Source organism: Caballeronia arationis (genome assembly GCF_001544975.2).
In the GTDB taxonomy this organism is placed as follows: domain Bacteria; phylum Pseudomonadota; class Gammaproteobacteria; order Burkholderiales; family Burkholderiaceae; genus Caballeronia; species Caballeronia arationis.
This window is the reverse complement of record NZ_FCOG02000001.1, coordinates 212,195-231,258: the sequence shown is the minus strand read 5'-3', so window position 1 is coordinate 231,258 and position 19,064 is coordinate 212,195. Positions and strand designations below refer to the sequence as shown.

Annotated in this window: 19 protein-coding genes; 9 read left to right on the top strand and 10 right to left on the bottom strand. The window is 63.3% G+C overall.

The window, feature by feature from the left end:
- Positions 1-107 precede the first annotated feature (107 nt).
- Both dnaN and dnaA read right to left on the bottom strand, forming a co-directional pair.
- Entirely contained in the window at positions 108-1,211 is a 1,104-nt protein-coding gene (dnaN, locus tag AWB81_RS01100) for a DNA polymerase III subunit beta (RefSeq protein WP_062632051.1), read from the bottom strand.
- Between the two features lie 268 nt (positions 1,212-1,479).
- On the bottom strand, positions 1,480-3,054 hold the full coding sequence (gene dnaA, locus AWB81_RS01095; protein ID WP_062632050.1) for a chromosomal replication initiator protein DnaA: 1,575 nt from the start codon (positions 3,052-3,054) through the stop codon (positions 1,480-1,482).
- Positions 3,055-3,459: 405 nt separating this feature from the next.
- Here dnaA and rpmH point away from each other — a divergent pair, with 405 nt between their 5' ends.
- From rpmH to yidC, 4 genes are read left to right on the top strand one after another with little or no spacing between them, the layout of a single operon-like run.
- Positions 3,460-3,594 carry a 50S ribosomal protein L34 gene (gene rpmH / locus AWB81_RS01090; protein WP_006998755.1) on the top strand — a complete coding sequence of 45 codons (135 nt, stop codon included), beginning with the start codon at positions 3,460-3,462 and terminating at the stop codon, positions 3,592-3,594.
- 53 nt (positions 3,595-3,647) lie between these two features.
- Positions 3,648-4,130 (top strand): ribonuclease P protein component, encoded by a 483-nt coding sequence (gene rnpA, locus AWB81_RS01085; protein ID WP_062632084.1) that lies wholly within the window; start codon positions 3,648-3,650, stop codon positions 4,128-4,130.
- Positions 4,131-4,188: 58 nt separating this feature from the next.
- Positions 4,189-4,488, top strand: a complete 300-nt coding sequence (gene yidD / locus AWB81_RS01080) for a membrane protein insertion efficiency factor YidD (protein WP_062632049.1) — start codon at positions 4,189-4,191, stop codon at positions 4,486-4,488.
- A 30-nt stretch (positions 4,489-4,518) separates the two neighbouring features.
- Complete coding sequence (gene yidC, locus AWB81_RS01075; protein ID WP_062632048.1) at positions 4,519-6,186, top strand: membrane protein insertase YidC; 1,668 nt, start codon at positions 4,519-4,521, stop codon at positions 6,184-6,186.
- Between the two features lie 72 nt (positions 6,187-6,258).
- Here yidC and AWB81_RS01070 read toward each other — a convergent pair whose 3' ends face one another.
- Positions 6,259-6,675 (bottom strand): hypothetical protein, encoded by a 417-nt coding sequence (locus AWB81_RS01070; RefSeq protein WP_062632047.1) that lies wholly within the window; start codon positions 6,673-6,675, stop codon positions 6,259-6,261.
- Positions 6,676-6,992: 317 nt separating this feature from the next.
- On the opposite strand from AWB81_RS01070, the gene mnmE reads away from it, so the two are divergent.
- A complete protein-coding gene (mnmE, locus tag AWB81_RS01065) occupies positions 6,993-8,384 on the top strand; it encodes a tRNA uridine-5-carboxymethylaminomethyl(34) synthesis GTPase MnmE (protein ID WP_062632046.1) in 1,392 nt (463 codons plus the stop codon).
- Between the two features lie 9 nt (positions 8,385-8,393).
- Here mnmE and AWB81_RS01060 read toward each other — a convergent pair whose 3' ends face one another.
- Both AWB81_RS01060 and AWB81_RS01055 read right to left on the bottom strand, forming a co-directional pair.
- The gene (locus AWB81_RS01060; RefSeq protein WP_062632083.1) at positions 8,394-8,861 is read right to left on the bottom strand and encodes an SgcJ/EcaC family oxidoreductase; all 468 of its coding nucleotides are present in this window, start codon (positions 8,859-8,861) and stop codon (positions 8,394-8,396) included.
- The gene (locus AWB81_RS01055; RefSeq protein ID WP_062632045.1) at positions 8,858-9,490 is read right to left on the bottom strand and encodes a LysE family translocator; all 633 of its coding nucleotides are present in this window, start codon (positions 9,488-9,490) and stop codon (positions 8,858-8,860) included. Before AWB81_RS01055 ends, AWB81_RS01060 begins: the two co-directional genes overlap by 4 nt.
- Positions 9,491-9,891: 401 nt before the next feature.
- On the opposite strand from AWB81_RS01055, the gene sap1 reads away from it, so the two are divergent.
- Positions 9,892-10,233 carry a surface attachment protein Sap1 gene (gene sap1, locus AWB81_RS01050; RefSeq protein ID WP_062632044.1) on the top strand — a complete coding sequence of 114 codons (342 nt, stop codon included), beginning with the start codon at positions 9,892-9,894 and terminating at the stop codon, positions 10,231-10,233.
- 105 nt (positions 10,234-10,338) lie between these two features.
- Here the strand turns inward: sap1 and araH are convergent, their stop codons facing one another.
- The 4 genes from araH to AWB81_RS01030 all read right to left on the bottom strand — a co-directional run bounded on the left by araH (position 10,339) and on the right by AWB81_RS01030 (position 15,447).
- The gene (gene araH / locus AWB81_RS01045) at positions 10,339-11,349 is read right to left on the bottom strand and encodes an L-arabinose ABC transporter permease AraH (protein WP_062632043.1); all 1,011 of its coding nucleotides are present in this window, start codon (positions 11,347-11,349) and stop codon (positions 10,339-10,341) included.
- Positions 11,350-11,364: 15 nt separating this feature from the next.
- On the bottom strand, positions 11,365-12,873 hold the full coding sequence (araG, locus tag AWB81_RS01040) for an L-arabinose ABC transporter ATP-binding protein AraG (protein WP_062632042.1): 1,509 nt from the start codon (positions 12,871-12,873) through the stop codon (positions 11,365-11,367).
- Positions 12,874-12,951: 78 nt separating this feature from the next.
- Positions 12,952-13,956 carry an arabinose ABC transporter substrate-binding protein gene (locus AWB81_RS01035; protein WP_062632041.1) on the bottom strand — a complete coding sequence of 335 codons (1,005 nt, stop codon included), beginning with the start codon at positions 13,954-13,956 and terminating at the stop codon, positions 12,952-12,954.
- 81 nt (positions 13,957-14,037) lie between these two features.
- The gene (locus AWB81_RS01030) at positions 14,038-15,447 is read right to left on the bottom strand and encodes an aldehyde dehydrogenase family protein (protein WP_062632040.1); all 1,410 of its coding nucleotides are present in this window, start codon (positions 15,445-15,447) and stop codon (positions 14,038-14,040) included.
- A gap of 141 nt (positions 15,448-15,588) precedes the next feature.
- Between AWB81_RS01030 and AWB81_RS01025 the strand changes: the two genes are divergently transcribed.
- Both AWB81_RS01025 and AWB81_RS01020 read left to right on the top strand, forming a co-directional pair.
- The gene (locus tag AWB81_RS01025) at positions 15,589-16,566 is read left to right on the top strand and encodes a LysR family transcriptional regulator (protein WP_062632039.1); all 978 of its coding nucleotides are present in this window, start codon (positions 15,589-15,591) and stop codon (positions 16,564-16,566) included.
- A 42-nt stretch (positions 16,567-16,608) separates the two neighbouring features.
- A complete protein-coding gene (locus tag AWB81_RS01020; RefSeq protein WP_062632038.1) occupies positions 16,609-17,160 on the top strand; it encodes a YaeQ family protein in 552 nt (183 codons plus the stop codon).
- Positions 17,161-17,172: 12 nt separating this feature from the next.
- Here the strand turns inward: AWB81_RS01020 and AWB81_RS01015 are convergent, their stop codons facing one another.
- Positions 17,173-17,580, bottom strand: a complete 408-nt coding sequence (locus AWB81_RS01015; RefSeq protein WP_062632037.1) for a VOC family protein — start codon at positions 17,578-17,580, stop codon at positions 17,173-17,175.
- A gap of 338 nt (positions 17,581-17,918) precedes the next feature.
- On the opposite strand from AWB81_RS01015, the gene ada reads away from it, so the two are divergent.
- The gene (ada, locus tag AWB81_RS01010) at positions 17,919-19,004 is read left to right on the top strand and encodes a bifunctional DNA-binding transcriptional regulator/O6-methylguanine-DNA methyltransferase Ada (protein ID WP_062632036.1); all 1,086 of its coding nucleotides are present in this window, start codon (positions 17,919-17,921) and stop codon (positions 19,002-19,004) included.
- Positions 19,005-19,064 lie beyond the last annotated feature (60 nt).

Genomic DNA, 19,064 nt, shown 5'->3' with positions numbered 1-19,064 from the left:
TTTCCGGTTCTGCGTCACTGCTGAGTTGCTGCTCGAGACTTTTCGAAACACCTTAAAAACGCCAAAGGGGCGCGCCGCCCCTTGGAATGTTTTCGGTTCTGAACGCGTCAGATGCGCATCGGCATCACCACGTATTTGAATTCCTCGTTCTCGGGAATCGTGATCAGCGCGCTGGAGTTGGCGTCGCCGAGGCTCACTTCGAGGTTGTCGACCTTCAGGTTCGCGAGCACGTCGAGCAGATACGTGACGTTGAACCCAATGTCGACGCTGTCACCCTGATAGGCGATTTCCAGTTCTTCCTGCGCTTCTTCCTGGTCGGCGTTGGTCGACATGATCTTCAGCTGACCCGGTTCGATGAGGCAGCGCACGCCCTTGAACTTGTCGGACGTGAGAATCGCCGCGCGTTGCAGCGAACGCTGCAGTTCTTCGCGGCCGATCAGGAACGTGTTCTTGTGCGACTTCGGAATCACGCGCTGGAAGTCAGGGAATTTGCCTTCGACCAGCTTAGACACCAGTTCGATCTGGCCGAAGGTGAACTTCACCTGCGTGGGCGCGATGTCGATCTTCAGGTTGTCATCGATGTCTTCCAAGAGGCGCTGAAGTTCGAGAATCGTCTTGCGCGGAATGATGACTTCCTGGCGCGGGAACGAACCTTCGATTTTCATCGACGAAAACGCGAGGCGGTGACCGTCGGTGGCGACCGCCATCAGCTGGTCGCCGTCGACGACGAGCAACATGCCGTTCAGGTAATAGCGGATGTCCTGCTGGGCCATCGCGAAATGGACCATGCCGAGCAACTGGCGGAACGTCTTCTGCGGAACCGACAGGCTTGCGCCGAAGTCAGTAGACTGGTTGACGGTCGGGAACTCGTCTGCGGCGAGCGTCTGCAGCGCGAAACGGCTCTTGCCCGAGCGCACGGTGAGGCGCTTGTCGGACAGGTCGAGCGCGACTTCGCCCGGCGGCATGGCGCGCAGGATGTCGAGCAGCTTGCGCGCGGCAACGGTGGTGGCGACCTGATCGCTGCCGACGCCGAAATCGGCGCGTGTGGTGATCTGAAGCTCGAGGTCGGTCGAGAGGAACGACACGTCGGCGCCATTCTTGGTGATCAGCAAATTGGCGAGGATCGGCAGCGTATGACGGCGTTCGACGATACCGCTCACGGTTTGCAGCGGCCTTAGAAGATTATCTCGTTCGGTCTTGACCAGTTGCATAGAGTTCCTTCGTTGATGTGACGGCCTGTCCGACGGTCGTGCCACCGTTTTTGCCTTCGGACAGCCTCGTAACACGCGTTGCCGGCCCCCCGCCGGTTCCGCGCGAAAGCTTGGCGCCTGATGCCGCCCAAGGCCCGCGGGCGGTCAAACCCGTATTGTGCCTCAAAACGGAACCGCTCCCTAGAAATGGGGGCATTTTCGTCAATAAACAGAGGTCCGCCACGGCGTTTTTGAGGCGCGTGTTCTTCAGCCCGGCATCAGCCCTTCATCAGCCCTTGAGCGTCTGTTCGAGGACGTGAAGTTCGTGATTCAGTTGCGCGTCGGTGCCGCGCTCGGCGGAGATCTTGCGCACGGCGTGCAGCACGGTCGTGTGGTCGCGTCCGCCGAAGAGTTCGCCGATCTCCGGCAGGCTTTTCTGCGTCAGTTCCTTCGCCAGATACATCGCGATCTGCCGCGGCCGCGCGATGTTCGCCGGACGCTTCTTCGAATACATGTCGGCGACCTTGATGTTGTAGAAGTCGGCGACCGTCTTCTGGATGTTTTCCACCGAAATCTGGCGGTTTTGCACCGTCAGCAGGTCCTTCAGCGCTTCCTTCGTCAGTTCGATCGTGATCTCGCGGCCGTGGAACTTCGAGTACGCGAGAATCTTGCGCAGCGCGCCTTCGAGTTCGCGCACGTTCGAGCGCAAATGCTTCGCGACGAAAAACGCCACGTCTTCCGACAGGCTCACGCCTTCGGACTGCGCCTTGCGCATCAGGATGGCAACGCGCATTTCCAGCTCGGGCGGCTCGATCGCAACGGTGAGGCCGGAATCGAAGCGCGATATCAGGCGGTCGTCGATACCCGAGATTTCCTTCGGATACGTGTCGCTCGTGATGATCACCTGCGCCTTGTTCGCGACGAGCGCCTCGAACGCATAGAAGAATTCTTCCTGCGTGCGCGACTTGCCCGAGAAGAATTGAATATCGTCGATGAGCAGCAGGTCGAGCGAATGGTAATAGCGCTTGAAGTCGTCGAACGCCTTGCGCTGATACGCCTTCACCACGTCCGACACGTATTGCTCCGCGTGGATGTAGCGGATGCGCGCGCCGGCCTTGTCCATCAGCAGCTGATTGCCGATTGCGTGGATCAGGTGCGTCTTGCCCAGGCCGACGCCGCCATAAAGAAAGAGCGGGTTGTACGAGATGCCCGGGTTGTCGGCGACCTGGATCGCGGCCGCCCGGGCGAGCTGGTTCGCCTTGCCGGTCACGAAGTTGTCGAACGTGAGCACCGGGTTGAGCTTCGAGCGCTCGTACGCGGAATCGGTTTCACCGGAAGGCGCCACATTGCCGCCCGGACGCCACGTACGGCGCGCCGCGGCGGCTTCGTTGGCGTCGAGGCTCGGGAGGTCGAGGTCGGCGTGGTCGTCGTGCGTGGCCTGCGCGTGCTGCGCGGCCTCGGCCGCGAGCGCGTTCACGTGGGCGCTGGCGTTCGCGTGGTTCACCTGCGCGCCGCCCTGCATGCCGGGCGCGCCTGTCGAACCAGTGCGCGAGAGCGGCGCACGCGGCATCGGCACGGACGACGCCGACGCGCCGCCGAGCGCATTGCGCGCGGTCGCTTTTGGATCGAGGACGAACTGAACGTCGATGGGCGCGTGCCAGAATTCGCGCGCCAGATCGGCGATGCGGCCCGAAAACTGGCTTTTCACCCAGTCGAGCTTGAAGCGGTTGGGCGCGGCGATGCGCAAGGTGCTCGCATCGGCATCGAAGTCGACCAGGGCCAACGGTTTGATCCACGTGACGTACTGCTGCGGCGTGAGTTCGCGCTCCAGCAATGCGGAACAGTGTTGCCAGAAATCGTTCATCGAATGCAGTCGTTATGGTTGCGCCGCAGTCTCCCGCCGATCCTGTCGCAAATTTGCGACAAGCTCCGGCGCGGCAGCAGACATTGCTCCGGAGGCTTACGCCGCAAGGGTTTGCGGGCGAAATGCGGGCCGAAGCAGCGGGCAGATTCTTGGGATTAAGGCGAGATTCTAACGCCAAACGGCGCCGCAGCGCGAGTTATCCACAGGGTCAAATCAGCACGGCGAACGATCGTGCACGCAGCGCGGGATCGGTACGGAAGCGCTTGACATCTCGCGTAAGCTATTGACGGTCAAGAGGAAAAAGGTTTAAATAGCGGGTTCCGCGAAAACCGAATTCCTGAACCACCGGCCATTGCGCTTTCTGCGGATGCCCGCGCGGTCGATCAACACCCAAGTGAGAGCACCATGAAACGTACTTACCAACCTTCCGTGACGCGCCGCAAGCGCACCCATGGCTTCCGCGTCCGTATGAAGACGGCTGGCGGCCGCAAAGTGATCAACGCACGTCGCGCGAAGGGCCGCAAGCGCCTGGCAGTCTAAGGTTGCTTTTGTCGGCACGCACTGGCACACGCCCGCCTGCGTTCGACCCGGACATGCGCCGCGCGGAAGGCTCCTCACAGGACACCATTCAGTTGCGAGCGCAGGCCGCGTTCCCCAAGGCCGCAAGGCTACTGAAAACGGATGAATACTCATCCGTTTTTCGTTTGCGCCCCTGGCGACGCTCCCCGCACTTCGTGCTGTACGGCAAGCCGACCGGCAACGAAGCGCGTCTCGGGCTCGTCATCGGCAAGAAGCAGGCACCGCGCGCCGTCACGCGAAACCTCATCAAGCGGCTCGCGCGCGATGCGTTCCGGCTGCGTCGCACGGAACTCGGCGGGTGGGATATCCTTTTGAGGCTGCACGCGAAGATCGACCGCAAGGCCATGCCGAGCGCGAAGTCGCCGACGCTCAGAACGCTGATGCGCGGCGAGATCGACATGCTGATCGACCGCGCGGTGCGTGAAGCGGCGCGTCGCGCGGCGCAGGACGACGCAGCACCGGCCGTCGACGATTCACCGAAGCCCTCCGGGCAATGAGGCGCACGTGGTGTCCGGTTCGCTCGCGCGAGCCTGAAAAACCCGAGGCGCGAAGCTTATGCAAACGGCACTGATCGCGTTGTTGCGCTTTTACAAGCTTGCTGTGAGCCCTCTGCTCGGCAACCGGTGCCGCTTTTTCCCTTCCTGTTCTGACTACGCGCGCGAAGCAATCCAGTATCATGGCGCCGCGCACGGCACGTATCTCGCAGCGAAACGCCTGTGCCGCTGCCATCCGTTCTCGGCTGGCGGCATCGACCTGGTCCCGCCACCGTCGCCGGCTTCACGACGCGATTGCCCGCCCGTCAGCCGACCGGCGGGCGAATCCGCATCAGAAGAACTCACTACCAAACGGCGCTAAAGCGCTTTTCGATCGACACTGAGACAACGCATGGATATCAAACGTACCGTCCTATGGGTCATCTTCTTCATGTCGGCTGTCATGCTGTTCGACAACTGGCAACGTGACCATGGGCGCCCGTCGATGTTCTTCCCGAACGCCGTCCCGACCAAGACGGCCGGCACCGCCGCACCGGGAACCACGACGCCGGGCACGCAACCCGCCGACCTGCCCGCGGCCACCAGCGGCGTGACCGCAGCCGCGCCCGGCGCCGCGACGCCGCCCGCAAACGCGGCCGCGCAGCTCGTCAAGTTCTCGACGGACGTCTATTCAGGCGAAATCGATACGCGCGGCGGCACGCTGTCCAAGCTCTCGCTCGTGAAGGAAGGCGACGGCAAGCAGCCCGACCTCTACATCACCCTCTTCGATCACACCGCGACGCACACGTATCTCGCGCGTACGGGCCTGCTCGGCGGCGATTTTCCGAACCACAACGACGTCTTCACGCCGGTTCCAGGCCAGACGTCGCTTTCGGGCGATGCCAAGACGCTTTCCATCGCGTTCGAATCGCCGGTGAAGGGCGGCGTGAAGGTCGTGAAGACCTACACGTTCACGCGCGGCAGCTACGTGATCAACGTCGATACGAAGATCGAGAACGTCGGCACCGCGCCGGTCACGCCGAAGCTCTACATGGAACTCGTGCGCGACAACACGCCGGTGGAAACGCCGCGCTTCTCGCACACGTTCATCGGGCCGGCTGTCTATACCGACCAGCATCACTTCCAGAAGATCGACTTCAGCGACATCGACAAGAACAAGGCGACCTTCGAGCCTTCCGCCGACAACGGCTGGATTGCGATGGTGCAGCATTACTTCGCGTCGGCGTGGATTCCGCAGCAGGGCGTGAAGCGCGACATCTACGTGCAGAAGATCGATCAGTTGTATCGCGTGGGCGTGCAGATGCCGGTGCAGACCATCGCGCCGGGACAAAGCGCCAACGTGCAGGCGCGTCTCTTCGCGGGTCCGGAAGAAGAGCGCATGCTGGAAGGCATCGCTCCGGGGCTGGAACTGGTGAAGGACTACGGCATGGTGACGATCATCGCCAAGCCGCTCTTCTGGCTGCTGGAGAAGATCCACAGCTATGTCGGCAACTGGGGCTGGTCGATCGTGCTCTTGACGCTGCTCATCAAGGCCGTGTTCTTCCCGCTGTCGGCGGCGAGCTACAAGTCGATGGCGCGCATGAAGGCAATCACGCCGCGCATGCAGCAGTTGCGTGAACGCTTCAAGAGCGATCCGCAGAAGATGAACGCCGCGCTGATGGAGCTGTACAAGACCGAGAAGGTCAATCCGTTTGGCGGCTGTCTGCCGGTCGTTGTGCAGATTCCGGTGTTCATCTCGCTGTACTGGGTGCTGCTGTCGTCGGTAGAAATGCGCGGCGCGCCGTGGATCGGCTGGATTCACGATCTGTCGCAGCAGGACCCGTACTTCATCCTGCCGGTGCTGATGGCCGTGTCGATGTTCCTGCAGACGAAGCTCAACCCGACGCCGCCCGACCCCGTTCAGGCGAAGATGATGATGTTCATGCCGATCGCGTTCTCGGTCATGTTCTTCTTCTTCCCGGCCGGTCTGGTGCTGTATTACGTGGTGAACAACGTGCTGTCGATCGCGCAGCAGTATTACATCACGCGCATGATGGGGGCGAAGAAGAAGGCGGCTTGACGCGCCCGTTGCTTCGCTTGAAAAAACGCCCGGACTCAGTCCGGGCGTTTTTGCTTTTGGGCCGGCGTTTGGTTACCGTTTCCCCGCTCCATAAAACTGTTCGATCAATTGCTCGACGAGATACCGATGATGCGGCGAAAGCGCCTCGATCTTCGACGCCAGTTCGAGCATCTCTTCCGACGCCGGATACTTTTCATCCCGTGCGAGCGGCTTCGGCACGCTCTGCGGATTGCCGCTCGGCGGCGGCCCGTAATGCAGCCAGTGCTGATCGACCTTGAACCACTCGGCGAGCGTCTGCAATTTATCGACGGTCGGAATCGAGCGCGCGGTGAGCCACTTGTGGGCAGTCTGCGGCGATACCGGTTCGCCGTGATAGCGCAGATTGAAACGCAGTGCGAGGTCCGTCGCGCCCCGCATCTTCTCGGGAGCGCGGGTCATTGAGAATTTGAGCCGATCCGAGAAATCGGCCTTTTCTTTTGCGGTTGGCATGGTCGCGATTGTGCGAGGCAAACGCTGACTGGCCGTCAACCATCTACGATAGATTTTGCGAACAACGTAACCGGCTTATCCTGTTTAAGAAAATGAACTGACGAATCAGCAATGAGCGCAGCGCGAACCGGACGCCCCGTCTCTAGGCGAGATCTACGCTTGGATTGTTTCAACTATCGCTGCAACGCCTCAGCGAAAGCGTATCTCAATTAAGATAAAGACAGAAAACTCCTGCACCATCCTGAGCGCCAGGAGCGCGAAAAGCCCCGCGATACAATGCGGGCACCGTCAATCCCGCACCAGAGCCCCCGCCGACCATGTTCAACAACGACTCCGATCCGATCATCGCCATCGCCACCGCTCCGGGGCGCGGCGGGATCGGCGTCGTGCGGCTGTCGTTCGGGCGCGCGGGCGAACCGGCGGCCTCGCATGCGATGCACGCGCTCTGCGGCCAGTTGCTGACCGCGCGCCATGCGAGTTACGTGCCTTTCCTCGACGGCAACGGCGAAGCGCTCGATCGCGGCATCGCGCTGTATTTCCCGGCGCCGCATTCCTACACCGGCGAGCACGTCCTCGAACTGCAGGGCCACGGCGGGCCGATCGTGCTGCAGCTCGTTTTGCAGCGGGCGATCCAGGTCGGCCGCGAATTCGGCCTGCGCCTCGCCGAGCCGGGCGAGTTCACGCGCCGCGCGTTCCTCAATGACAAACTCGATCTCGCGCAGGCGGAAGCCGTCGCCGATCTGATCGAAGCGAGCACGGAAGCGGCCGCGCGCTCGGCCGGACGCTCCCTCGACGGCGCGTTCTCGCGCGAAATCCACGCGCTTGTCGAGGACGTGATCACGCTGCGGATGCTGGTCGAAGCGACGCTCGATTTCCCTGAAGAAGAGATCGACTTTCTCGAAGCCGCCGACGCCCGCGGCAAGCTCGCGCGCATCCGCGAGCGGCTCGCGACGGTGCTCGCCGACGCGCGGCAGGGCGCGCTCCTGCGCGAAGGACTCTCGGTGGTGCTGGCGGGCCAGCCGAATGTCGGCAAGTCGTCGCTTTTGAACGCGCTCGCGGGCGCGGAACTGGCGATCGTCACGCCGATTGCCGGCACTACGCGCGACAAGGTCACGCAGACGATCCAGATCGAAGGCATTCCGCTGCATGTGATCGACACGGCTGGCCTGCGCGAGACGGAGGACGAAGTCGAACGGATCGGCATCGAGCGGACCTGGGGCGAGATCGAGCGCGCCGATGTCGTGCTGCATCTGCTCGACGCGCGCACCGGTGTGGGGCCCGAAGACGAGGCGATCGCCGCGCGCTTTCCGGCAGGCGTTCCGGTGGTCCGCGTGTCGAACAAGGCAGATCTGGCGGGCGTGGCGGCGTCGGTGACGCAAACCGAAGGCGACGATGCACGCGACGTGCGGCTGTCCGCGAAAACCGGCGACGGCATCGCCTTGCTGCGCGGCGAACTGCTGAAGATCGCCGGCTGGCAGGCGGGCGCGGAGAGCGTTTATCTCGCGCGCGAGCGGCATTTGATTGCGTTGCGCACGGCTGCGGAACATTTCGCGCTCGCCGCGGATCATGCCGATCAGAACGCCCAGGCCCTCGACCTTTTCGCCGAGGAGCTGCGGCTCGGCCAGGATTCGCTCAATTCGATCACGGGCGAGTTCACGTCCGACGATCTGCTGGGCGTTATTTTCAGCCGGTTTTGTATCGGGAAGTGACGGGCTGGCCTACGCTTGCGGCCGTCCTGCCTCGCGTAACTCCGCGCTGAGCCGTTCGCTCGCCTCTGGGCGCCCGTGAAACGCGGCCGGTGTGTTCTGGAACATCTCGATCCGGTACACGCCGTCGCACAGCGACAGCACCATCGTCTGCACCGCGTTCAGGTCCGGGTTCAAATCGTCCGCGCCGCGCGGCCACATTCCCGCGACGCCGCGCAACATCAGCGTGTGCCCGCCTGCCATGCGCCGCACCTCGCGCACTTTCGCGACGAAGCGCGGCGTCGGATGCTGCACGAAGATCGGTGCGAGATGCGCCTCGATGGCCGTGCGTCCGTCGATGGCGCTTCCGTCGAAGCCCACCATGCTGCCGCGCTCGCGGAACAGCGCGGCCATCGCAGGCGCGTCCTGGCGGTTCCAGGCACCGAGGAGCGCGAAATATACGCGTCGCGCGGCGCCGGTCCAGTCGTCGATGTCGCTCATGTCGCCCTCTTCCATGCCGCCGCGAAAATGCCCGCGCCCATCAGAAGCGCGCCGCCCGTGCGGTTCACCGCGCGCTGCACCGCTGGCTTGCGGATCGCCCGCCGCGCACCCGACGCCACGAGCGCATAAACGAACGAATTGGCCGCCGCGATGCCGACGAAGGTCGCCTCGAAAATCGCGATCTGCGACACGCTCGCCTGATGCGGATCGATGAACTGCGGCACGAACGCGACGAAGAAAATCAAACTTTTCGGATTGAGCGTCGTGACGGCATACGCGTGGGCGACGATGCGCGAGGTGCGCAACTCGTCGGGCGCCTCCATTTCGGCGGCATCGGCGTCCACGACAGGCGCGCGCCACAGCTTGAGGCCGAGGTAGACCAGATACGCCGCCCCGACCCATTTGACCAACATGAACCATTCGGCCGATGCCGCGAGCAGCACGCCGAGGCCCAGCATCGACGCCGTCATCGCCGTCAGGTCGCCGAGCGCGACACCGAGCGTCGTCGCCAATGCGTATTTGCGTCCGTGTCCGAGCGCGTAGGACACGACCAGCAAGACGGTCGGTCCGGGAATCGCCACCAGAATCGCCGAGGCGATGGCGAATGGCAGCCATTGTGCAAGGGTCATACGCGTCTCTCCGTGATGTTCATGCGCCGATTTATCCACGAAGCGACGAAGCTGACAAGCCTCGTCGCAACTGGCATGTTTCGTGACGGCTTCGCGAGTGCGTTTGATGCAGTCGTAGTCCCGCGGCATTCCGAAATATCGCCATGTTTTTGCTGACAAAGGTTGCAATGCACCAAGCGAACTGCACGGCGTTCAGTCAATGATTGATGCGCGAAAGCGTTGAATGGGGCCGGTCTGATTATTAGCAGTCTTTTTAAAAAATACCTGCGACATTCTGTCGTGTTGCGAGCGCACACAAGATGTGCTTGTAACTTGCAATTTCTGGTCTAGGATAAACGCTGCGGATTAAGCCTATTAAATAGATAGCTAATTCCCGATACAAATCCGCTTGGAGGCAATACATGAAGAAACGCGCCAGTGCTCTCATTGCGATGGTCGGTTTGTTCGCCGCGATTTCAGCGGCACACGCAGATAGCGTGATCCAGCCCCAGCAGACTTTCAAGTTCAAGCCCAATTCATACGGCTGCCTCTCGAAGGACAAATTCGATTCTGCGGACCAGCACGCTCAGGCGGGCGAACAGCAGAAGATGCAGCAATTCTTCGAAGGCTTTGAGTGCATTTCGACGCCCGTCGAATCGCATTTCCGCGTGTTGCGTGTGGTAGGCCACGATGTCGAATTCGTCAATGCGGCGAATAACGACAAACAAGGCATGTGGACAACCGATCGCTTCATTGATCAATAGCATCAGCGCGTTTAAATCGGCGATAAAAAAACGCCGATGCGATGATTAATCGCATCGGCGAAACACCCTCGTCGGAAAACTGAATAACCGGACTCGCGAAAATATTCAGACAACGCGCTTGCTGCGCCGGAATTGATCGAACAGAACCGCGAGCAGCAGAATGCCGCCGCGAATCAGGTATTGATAGAACGTCGGCACATTCATGAGGCTCATCGCGTCCTGCACCGAGCCCATGATCAGCACGCCGACCAGCACGCCGGATATCGTCGCGACGCCGCCCGTCAGCGACACGCCGCCCAGCACGCACGCCGAAATCACGCCCAGTTCCAGTCCGACCGACGTCTTCGGATCGCCGAGACTCATGCGCGACGCGAGCATCACGCCCGCGAAGCCTGTCACAAGCCCCTGCAGCACGAACACCGCGATCTTGATGCGCGTGACGGGCAGTCCGGCGAGCAGCGCCGCCTCGCTGTTGCCGCCGACCGCAAGGACGTTCTTGCCGAACACAGTCTTCTTCAGCAGAAAGCCGAACACGACAAAACCGACGATATTCGACCAGATCGGATATGAAATTCCCAGAAACGAGCCGCTGCCGAGTTCGAAGAACGATTCCTCGGAGATCATCACCGCGTCGCCGTGCGAGGTGATGTAGGCAAGGCCGCGCACGACTTCCATCATCGCGAGCGTGACGATCAGCGAGTTGATCTTGAATCGCGCGATCAGCACGCCGTTCACGAGCCCGACCGCGCCGCCCGCGATCACGCCCGCTGCGATGCCGAGCGTGACGCTGTGCGTCGCGGTGATGAGCGTCGAGGCGGTGACGCCGGAGAACGCGACGATCGACGCCACCGACAGATCGACTTCGCCGAGCGCGAGCACGAACATCATCGTGACGGAGATGGAACCGATCAGCGTGACCGAGAGCAGCAGGCCCTGCATGTTGCGCGAACTGAGAAAGCCGGGCACCGAGAGCGAAAGCGCAACGAACAGGATCACGAACACCATCACGATGCCGGACTTGTTGATGAGATCCCAGGTCCGCGCCGCGCGTGCACGCGCGCCGACGCTTTCTTTCGGGTTCGGTTGATTGGTGACGGGCGTATTGGTGGTTTGCATAATGTCTCTTCCGTGTCAGCTTGGCAGCGCGAGCTTGATCAGTTGATCGGGCGACGCCTCTGCTTTCGGCAAATTGCCGACGATCTTTCCTTCGCGCATCACGAGCACGCGATCCGCGACGCCGATCACTTCGGCCAGATCGCTCGACACGACGATGACCGTCCGCCCTGCTTCCGCGAGTCCGTACAGCAGGCCGTAGATTTCACTGCGCGCGCCGACGTCGATGCCGCGTGTCGGTTCGTCCATCAGGAAGACGTCGATTTGTTCCGCGAGCCAGCGCGACAGGATCACCTTCTGCTGGTTGCCACCGGACAGCGTGCCGATCGGCGTATTGCCGTTGCGTGTCTTGATGGCGAGCTTCGCGATGAAATCGCTGGTGGTGGCCGCTTCCTTCTTCGCGTCGAGAATGTGCAGCGCGTTGTGATGGCGGCGGCAACTGATATTGAGGTTGTCCGACACCGACGCGATCGCGACGATGCCTTCCTGCTTGCGATCCTCGGGACACAGCGCGACGCCGGCGCGCACGGCGTCGCGCGGCGTGTTGAAACGGCGCGTCTCGCCTTTCAGGACGATCTCGCCCGCCGCCGGTTTCACCGCGCCGTAGATCAGCTTCATCAGTTCGGAGCGCCCCGCGCCGACCAGCCCGAAGAACCCGAGGATCTCGCCCTTCCTCGCCTCGAATGACGCCGGTTCAGACAGGCCCGGCCCCATCAGCCCCTTCACCTGAAGCTGGACATCGCCGATGTCACGCGTGCGGTAGCCGTACACATCGCGGATCGAGCGTCCGACCATGCAGCTGATGAGCCGGTCGCGATCGAGCCCGTCGACTTCCTCGAAGGTTTCGATGCGCCGGCCGTCGCGAAACACCGTCACGCGGTCGCACAGCTCGTAGACCTCGTCCATCCGGTGGGTGACATAGACAATCGCGCGGCCCTCGGCGCGCAGCCCGCGGATGATCCGGAACAATTGCTCGGTCTCGCGCGACGAAAGCGAACTCGTCGGTTCGTCGAAGGCGATCACGCGCGCGTTGCGCATCAGCGCCTTGCCGATTTCGATCATCTGCCGCTGGCCGATCGACAAATGCTTCACCGGCATGTTCGGATCGATCTTCTCGCCGAGGCGGTCGAGTTCGCTGATCGCGCGCTTGACCAGCGCTTTCTCGTCGAGCACGCCGAAGCGGTTGGGCATCGCGCCGAGCATCAGGTTTTCCGCGACCGTCAGTTCGGGCACGAGATGCAGTTCCTGATAGATGATCGCGACGCCTGCCGCAATCGCCGCTTTCGTCGACGAAAACTGCTGTTCGACGCCGTCGAGCGACAGGCCGCCGCCCGCCGGCTGGTTGACGCCCGAGAGCACCTTCAGCAAAGTCGACTTGCCCGCGCCGTTTTCGCCCATCAGGCCGTGGACTTCGCCGGTGCGCACGCCGAGCGAGACGCCGTCGAGCGCGAGCACGCCGGGAAAGCGCACGGTGATGTTGTCGAGCGATAGATAGGGATCGGCCGTGGCCGTCACGGTATCCGTCATGGAAAACCTCGTGGCAGGAACAGAAAGCGGGCGCCGCCGTTCAACGCAAATGAGCGAGCGACGCCCGCGCGAAGAAACTCAGATACCGAGTTCCTTGCGCACTTCCTGCCAGTTGCTGCGCACCATCAGCTTGCCGGTGGTCTGCGTGTCGGCGGCCGGTTGCTTGCCGTTCTTGATCCAGTCGACGAGATTCTGCGTGCTGTCCTTGCCGTGCATCGTCGAACTCACCGCGATCGTGCCGTAGAAGCCCGTCTGCTCCTTCTTCTGGAACTCGGCGAACGCTTCGCCCGCGCCGTTGATGCCGACGCCGATCACGTCCGCGCCGGGAATCTTCAACTGCTCGGTCGCGCGCACGGCGCCCAGCACCGTTTCCTCGTTGATCGCGTAGATCACCCACTTCTTGATGTTCGGATGCTGCGACAACACCGGTGATGCCGCGTTGAAGCCGCCTTCGTCGTCGGTGGTCTTCTGCGGGGCGTCGAAGATGTTTTCCTTCTTGAAGCCGCCCTTGACGAGCGATTCGGTGGCGCCGTCGGTGCGCAGCTTCGCGGTCGGCAGCTCGTAGTTCGTGATGCGCAGCGCGCCGACTTCTTCCGGTTTCCAGCCGCGCCGCTTCATTTCGTCGGCGATCGCCGTGCCGACCTGATTGCCGATCTTGAACGCCGACATGCCAAGATGCGGCACGTTCGACAGCGGCTTGCCGGTCGAATCGACGAGCTGGTCGTCGACCGTCACGAACTTCATGTTGTAGCGCTTCGCGCGTTGCTGGATCGCCGGTCCGAGACGCACGTCGGGTGCGCAGATCACGAAGCCTTGTGCGCCCTGCGCGCCGAGATTGTCGATGGCGGCAAGCACCTTCTCGCCGTCCGGCGTGCCGATGTTCACGACCGAGAAGTTCTCCTTCTGTCCAAGCGCGGACGCAGCCTTCTGCTCGTTGATGAACCACGCCTGCTCGGGCATTTTCACGAGAAAGCCGACCTTGACGGGCTCGTCGGCGTGAGCGGACATTTGCGTCGCGAACGGCACGGCGAGCGTGGCGGCGGCAATCGCGGAGAGGGTCAGACGGCGAAGCTTCGGGTTCATGTTGTCTCCTTGGGTTGAATACGTGTTGCGGGCGCAGGCTTGTCAGCCCGTTCGCCTGCTTTGCAGCTGCTTCTCTCGGTCCTAGCTCGCCATGTAGGCGGTTTTTGTCGTCGTGTAGAAGTCGGTATTGTCGAACGGCACGTGATGATCGACGCCCGTCGTCGGCAGGTTCACCGTCACCAGGGCACTCTGGCTGTGGCGCCTGAAATGCGTTGCGTGCTGCAGCGAGCGCGTGCAGATGCCGGCGCACAGTGCACGCGGCGTCTCATTCGCGAGGTGCAGCGCGTGGGCGTCGTCGTCGGCGCGAATCACGACTGCGACCGGCCCGAAAATCTCCTCGCGCGCGATGCGCATCTCGGGCGTTCCGGTGAACAACGCCGGCTGCATGAAAAATCCGCGCGTCGGGCGTTCCAGCGGCTCGCCGCCGTGCAGCAAGTGCGCGCCTTGCTTCCTGCCGATCGCGATGTAATCGAGGCTCTTGCGGAACTGCTCTTCGTCGGCGAGCGGGCCGATGTCGACGCCCTTCTTCAGCGCATGATCGACGTCGAGCGTGGCGAGGCGCGCGAGCATCGCGTCGACGAAACGGTCGTGGATGCCCGCCTCCACGATCAGGCGCGACGACGCCGTCGCGCGCTGGCCGGCCGCGAAATAGGAGCCGTCGATGGCGGCGTCGACAGCGGTGTTCAGATCGGCGTCGTTGAGCACGACGAGCGGATTCTTGCCGCCGATGTCGAGCTGCACGCGCGTCTGGCGCGCGGTGGCAGCTTCACGAACCGCTGCCGCCGTCGCGGCCGACCCGGCGAAACTCACGCCCTGCACGAGCGGATTCGCGACGATCCGCGCGCCCGCCTGCCGCCCGCTGCCGAGCACGAGGTTGAACACACCGGCGGGCAGGCCCGAGCGACTGATGATGTCGGCGAGCGCCCACGCACAGGCGGGTACGCGCTCCGCCGGCTTGAACACGATGCAGTTGCCGTAGGCGAGCGCGGGCGCGATCTTCGACGCCGGAATCGCCAGCGGGAAACTCCAGGGCGTGACGACGCCGATCACGCCGAGCGGCTCGCGCGTGATGTCGATATCGATATGCGGGCGCACCCAACTGCGATGCTCGCCGCCGATGCGCAGCGCCTCGCCCGCGTAAAACCTGAAGATGTGCCCGGCGCGCGTGACTTCGGCGATCGCCTCGGGCAGCGTCTTGCCTTCTTCGCGCGCGAGCAGCCGGCCGAGCTCGGCACGGCGCGCAAGCAGTTCGCCGCCGATCGCGTCGAGCGCTTCGGCGCGCCGCGTGCCGCCCGATTGCGACCACTCGGGAAATGCGGCGCACGCGGCGTCGATGGCGGCGTCGGTCTGGTGGGCATCGGCACGCACGTATTCGCCGACGGGCTCGTCGAGATCGGACGGATTCAACGAGAGGCCCACAGTCGCGCCCGTCTCCCAGCCACCGTTCAGGTAGTGCTTGAAAAGCTCCGGGAGATGGGATTCGCGTTTCATCGGCTAAAGACGTAAGCGCTCGTGGCTGGAAGTGCTCGAAGCTTAAGCAGTCGCGCGATGACTTTCCAATCAGTTTTCGGCCCATCGCCATATCAAGGCTGGTATGGCATCATCGGCGCAACTCCACCTCCGGGCGACGCAATGGCGCAGAGTTATTCGAACTGGTTCGTGCGGGCGCGGCTGAAGACGCGTCAGTTGCTGCTGCTCGCCGCGATGGAGGAAGAAGGCAACGTGCGCCGCGCCGCCGACGTGCTCGGCATGACGCAGCCGGCGGCGTCGCGCCTCTTGAAGGAACTCGAAGACGTGCTCGAAGTGCGCCTCTTCGACCGCACGCCGCACGGCATGCACGCGACGCTCTACGGTGAAGTGATGATTCGCCACGCGCGGATGGTGCTCTCGAATCTGAGCCAGGCGCACGATGAGATCTCGGCGCTGCGCTCGGGACTCGTCGGCCAGGTGCAGATCGGCTCGATCGCGACCGCCGCCGCGACGATGGTTCCCGTCGCGATCTCGCGCGTGAAGGAGCGCTATCCGCACCTGCAGATCTGGCTTCAGGTGGAGACGTCGGACGTGATGCTGCCGCGCGTCGCCGAGGGCGAACTCGACATCATGATCGGCCGCGTGCTCGAACGACAGGGCCAGTTCAAGGACGCCGTACGCTACGAGCCGCTCGCCGCCGACGAACCGCTGTGTGTCGTCGCCCGCCCCGGCCATCCGATGGAGCTCACGACCGGCCTGACGCTGCGCGCCATCGTCAACGCGAGCTGGGTCTTGCATCCGCCGGGCAGTGTGCTGCGTCACCGGTTCGATCTCGCGTTTTCGCAAATCGGCCTCAATCCGCCGCAAAATGTCGTCAATACCAACAATTTTCTGGCAATTTCGAGCCTGCTCCTGCAAAGCGACATGCTCGCCGTCGTCCCTGCGGAAGTCGCGCAGCAGTACGAGGAATCCGGCGTGCTGAAGCGGCTGGCGATCGATTTGCCGTGCCGGATGGACGCTTTCGGTATCATCACGCGGCAAACGCAATTACTGTCGCCGGCGGCGACGGTCATGCTCAACGCATTGCGCGACGCGGCCGCCGAGGTGTACGGCACGTCCTTCGATACTTCATCTGCTTGAACTTTTCCACACCGGCCCGTGCGGCCGGTTTTCCGGTGTTGCATGGCCCTCAAATCGACGATTTACAAAGCGGAACTCCAGATTGCCGACATGGATCGGCACTATTACGGCGACCATTCGCTGACCATCGCGCGTCATCCGTCCGAAACCGACGAGCGGATGATGGTGCGCGTCGCGGCGTTCGGCATGTTTGCCGACGAGCGGCTCGAATTCTGCAAAGGTCTCTCCGACACCGACGAGCCCGATCTCTGGCAGAAGGACCTGACCGGGCAGATCGAGACGTGGATCGAAGCGGGGCAGCCCGACGAGCGGCGCATCGCGAAGGCGAGCGGGCGCGCGGCGCGCGTGATCGTGATCGCCTATGCGGGCCGCACCGCCGACATCTGGTGGCAAGGCGTCAAAGCCAAGGTCGAGCGGATGCAGAACGTGACCGTGTGGTCGCTTGCGGACGGCGTGGCGGAGTCGCTCGGCAAGCTCGCCGAACGCACGATGCGCCTGCAGATGACCGTGCAGGACGGCGAGGTGTCGCTCGGCAGCGCGACGGCCGATCCCGTCGCGGTCGAATGGACGGTGCTTAAAGAGGCGTCGAAGTAAGCGGAGGCGGCTTCACGCGTCGGGCGGCCCCTTCAGTTCGATCAGGTTGCCTTCCGGATCGAACAGATACAGCGACGGGCCGTAACCTTCCGCGCCGTATCGATTGGCTTCTTCGCCGATGCGCGCGCCGTTTTCGGCGAGATGCTTGCGCAGCGCGGCCGGATCGAACGGTTCGACGCGCACGCACAGATGATCCATGTTGCGGCCCGCGCCCGGCGCGCCGCTGTCCGGCCGGTCGATCTTCGCGCCGACCGCGAGCAGGTCGATCAGCGAGCGGCCTGCCCGCAACTGTACGAGGCCGAGATCACGCTGTTCCTTTTCGATGGGGCATCCGAGCGCGGCGCCGTAGAAGCGCACCATGTTGTCGAGATCGGCGCAGCGGATCACGACGTGATCGATTTCGCGGATGGTGAAGTGCATCGTCGCTCCTCGTTCCGGTGGTGCGGACGAGTGTAACGCCGTCGCTGGAACGGCTCACGACGCCTCGTCGCGCAAAACGCGCAGGCGAAAAAAAACCCGCTCGTTGCGGAGCGGGTTGAATCCATATCAGGAGGAGACATGGAGGAGACATTTCCAATAATACACAGCAGGTTGGTGCGACGCAATAGAAATTGTAGTAAAAACCCCTATGGCGCCGATTTGTCGCTTCTGCGAGACACTTCGCGCGGGCAAGCGCGAAATGACAGCGCAAGAACCGGCGCGTACGCTTGGAGGCGGCGCTCTACAGTGATCGCGTACCCAGAGCCATCGAGGTCGTGATGAATACCGCTTACCAAATCCCTTCCGAAACCGCCTTTTCCTCTGACGAAAGCCGCTGGCAGGCCGTCGTCGACCGCGACAGCCACGCCGACGGCGCGTTCTTCTTCGCCGTGCGCACAACGGGCGTCTTCTGCCGTCCCTCGTGCGCGTCGCGGGCGCCCCGCCGCGAGAACGTCGAATTCTTCTCGACGACGAGCGCAGCCGAACGCGCCGGCTATCGTCCATGCAAGCGCTGCCAGCCGACCAGCCTGCCGCGCGAACTCGCGATCGTCGAGCGGGCGTGCAAGGCGCTCGACGCCGAACCGCAGCAGCGCATGACGCTCGCGCAACTGAGCGACGCCGTGCACGTCAGTCCGTTTCACCTGCAGCGCCTGTTCACGCGGGTAGTCGGTGTTTCTCCGCGGCAATATCAGGCGGCGCGTCGAGCGGAAGCCCTGCGCTCCGGCCTGCAACGCGGCGAGAACGTGACGCGCGCCACCCACGACGCCGGTTTCGGCTCGCCCTCGCGGATGTACGAAGCGGCGTCGGCTGAGCTTGGGATGGCACCCTCGGTGTACCGGAAAAAAGGCGCCGGGCTCGCCGTGCGCTACGCCACCGCACCGACGCCGCTTGGCACCGTGCTCGTCGCCGCGACGGAGAAGGGCATCTGCAAGATCGCGTTCGGCGACGATCCGGAGACGCTCGCGCACGAGCTGGCGGCGGAGTTGTCGCAGGCCGAGCGCATCGAGGATCGCGAGCGCATCGAGCCGTTCATTGCGCAAATCCGCGCGTATCTGAACGGCACGCGCGAGCGCTTCGACCTGCCGCTCGACATCGGCGCGACCGCGTTTCAGCAGCGCGTATGGGACGCGCTGCGCCGCATCCCCTACGGCGAGACCCGCAGCTACACCGACATCGCCGACGCGCTCGGCTCGCCGCGCGCGGTGCGGGCGGTGGCGAACGCGTGCGCGTCGAATCCGGTGGCGCTTGCGATTCCGTGCCATCGCGTCGTGCAGAAAGGCGGCGGGCTGTCGGGGTATCGGTGGGGCGCGCCGCGCAAGGCGGCGCTCCTGAAGACCGAGCGGGAGCGCGGCGAAAACAAGTGATGCAAGCAGTACGACGAGTCACGCGCCCCGCGTCTCTACGCGGGACGCGCGGCGCGTAGC